Origin of the sequence: Herbaspirillum sp. B65 (assembly GCF_000333555.1) — a bacterium.
In the GTDB taxonomy this organism is placed as follows: domain Bacteria; phylum Pseudomonadota; class Gammaproteobacteria; order Burkholderiales; family Burkholderiaceae_D; genus Herbaspirillum; species Herbaspirillum rubrisubalbicans.
Window position 1 is genome coordinate 1 of the sequence record NZ_BADI01000027.1, and the last position, 2022, is coordinate 2022.

Annotated in this window: 2 protein-coding genes and 1 pseudogene; 2 read left to right on the forward strand and 1 reads right to left on the reverse strand. The window is 61.3% G+C overall.

Features of this window, described 5'->3' with window-relative positions; genetic code table 11:
- A pseudogene (locus I5W_RS00545) lies at positions 1-297 on the forward strand (UTP--glucose-1-phosphate uridylyltransferase); the annotation flags it as partial.
- A 337-nt stretch (positions 298-634) separates the two neighbouring features.
- Positions 635-1117 (forward strand): hypothetical protein, encoded by a 483-nt coding sequence (locus I5W_RS00550; protein WP_044527791.1) that lies wholly within the window; start codon positions 635-637, stop codon positions 1115-1117.
- 76 nt (positions 1118-1193) lie between these two features.
- Here I5W_RS00550 and I5W_RS00555 read toward each other — a convergent pair.
- On the reverse strand, positions 1194-2022 hold an 829-nt coding region (locus I5W_RS00555), incomplete at its 5' end, for an MOSC domain-containing protein (RefSeq protein ID WP_044527792.1).

Consider the following 2022-nt stretch of genomic DNA (forward strand, 5'->3'; position numbering starts at 1 on the left):
CTCGGCCCTGCTGCACAGGAACAAATCCTGGCCTATCGTTACGAAGGCCAGCGCTTCGACTGCGGCTCCAAGCTCGGTTACCTGAAAGCCGCCGTGGCCATGGGCTTCAAGCACAAGGAAGTGGGTAGCGGTTTCGCCCAGTTCCTGCAGGAGTTCACCCGCCAGCACGACCTGGCGCAAGCCGCCCAGCCCAAGGGCCCGGCCACCGTCACTCCCTTCAAGCCGGCCGCTGGCAACCAGCCTGCCAGCGCCGCCACCACCGACCAGCAGCCAGCAGTCGCCCGTAGTGTCATGTAAGTCCCCGGTAGAGAGCGTTGTTGATTGCAGTCCGACTTCAGAGTCGGGCTGCTTTTTTTTCGTGGGTACGTTGCGTATAAATTGTTTTGACCTTTGTCACAGAGTTTTAACCTGGACTTGTTAGCATCGCGGCCATGAATCTGGAGAAGTTCATTTCGCCCGGGACGAAGTAGTTCGCCGCAAACGGTCAGGCCACGCAGCTTGTGGTCATCGCACGCCACTTGTAAACGTTTGCAGATCAAAAAAGCAGGATAAAATCGTTACCAATTGTCGGGACCGATTGCGGCAAAGGCGCAAAAAATATATATTGTTTATATTAATTTTCACAGGAGCGTTCATGGCCACCAGAGTTCAAGCTGCAGCAGTACCGACCGAAAAGAAGAAACCCGTCGCCAAGGCGGCAGCACCCAAGCCCGCCGTGGTGAAGAAGCCCGCAGCAAAACCGGCCGCCCGCCCGGCTCCCAAGGCAGCAGCACCGGCCAAGCCGGCCCCGGCTGCGGCAGCCGCTCCCAAGCTGGAAAAGAAGGTCGAGAGGGCCGACNAGCCGGCCAAGATCGAAAAGGTGGAGAAGGTAGAAAAGGTAGAAAAAGCCCCCAAGGCCAAGAAGGTCAAGCAGGTGCGCGACAGCTTCACCATGCCCGAGAACGAATACGCAGTGCTGGCCCAGGTCAAGAAGTCCTGCCTGAAGGCCGGTGTCGAGATCAAGAAGAGCGACCTGCTGCGCATCGGCGTGTCGCTGATCAAGAACCTGAAGATCGCTGAACTCAAGGACATCCTCGGCAGCCTGACCCCGCTGAAGGTCGGTCGCCCCAAGAAGTAAGCCAGAAGTAATCCGTCAGGAAAGCTGATTGCCTATGCCGCCCGGTTCCGTCCGGGCGGCATTGTTTTTGGGATTCTCAAAAATTCAGTTCCCATTCGCAGGCCTGACCGACCTCGATGACACCGCCCTCCCCGCCGATGATGATGGCGTTCTGACCAAAGGTGAGACCACCGTCCACCCGCGGGTTGGCGCGGTAGGTGGCCAAGGTCGCCAGCGGTTCGTCCGGCCATTGCGCATCGCGCAAGCCGGTGCGCTGGTCGATGCCGGGAATGGGGCAACGGGCGCAGGGCTTGACCAGCTTCAACTGCACCGCCTGCTCGCCGGCGCCGATGCTTACGGTATCGATGTAATCCTCTTCATAGGCTTCCAGTCCACTGATGACCAGGTTGGGACGAAAGCGCTCCATCCCCAGGAGCGGCGCGCCCTTGGCCAGCAGACGGGCATTCAAGTCATCCAGCGAAGACTGGCCGATCACCAGCAGCGGATAGCCATCCGAAAACTGCGTGCTGGCGCGGTAATCCCCGGTCCAGCGTGTGCTGCAAGCGCGCGTGATGGTCGGATTGAAGCGCACCAGGCGCACTGCATCGTGCAGGTAATCCGATAGCCAGATGCGCGCCTGCTCGCCCTGGTCGAGCGCTTCGAGCGGGCTGTTCCACACCTGCACCGCCAGGGTGGCACCATCCTGGCCGGCGGCGGCCAGTCGCAGGGCTGCCATGCCCGGCGCGCGCAGGACCAGGGCGTCCTCTTCGAAGGCTGGCGTGATGCAGGCCATGCGTGGATGGCTGCGCTGGCTCAGGAACTGGCCCTGGCGGTCCACCACCATCCAGTGGCGGTCCAGCGCCAGACCCAGCGGCCCGATCTCGGCGCGCGCCAGCGACAGGCCACCGCAGGACTGATGGGATGAA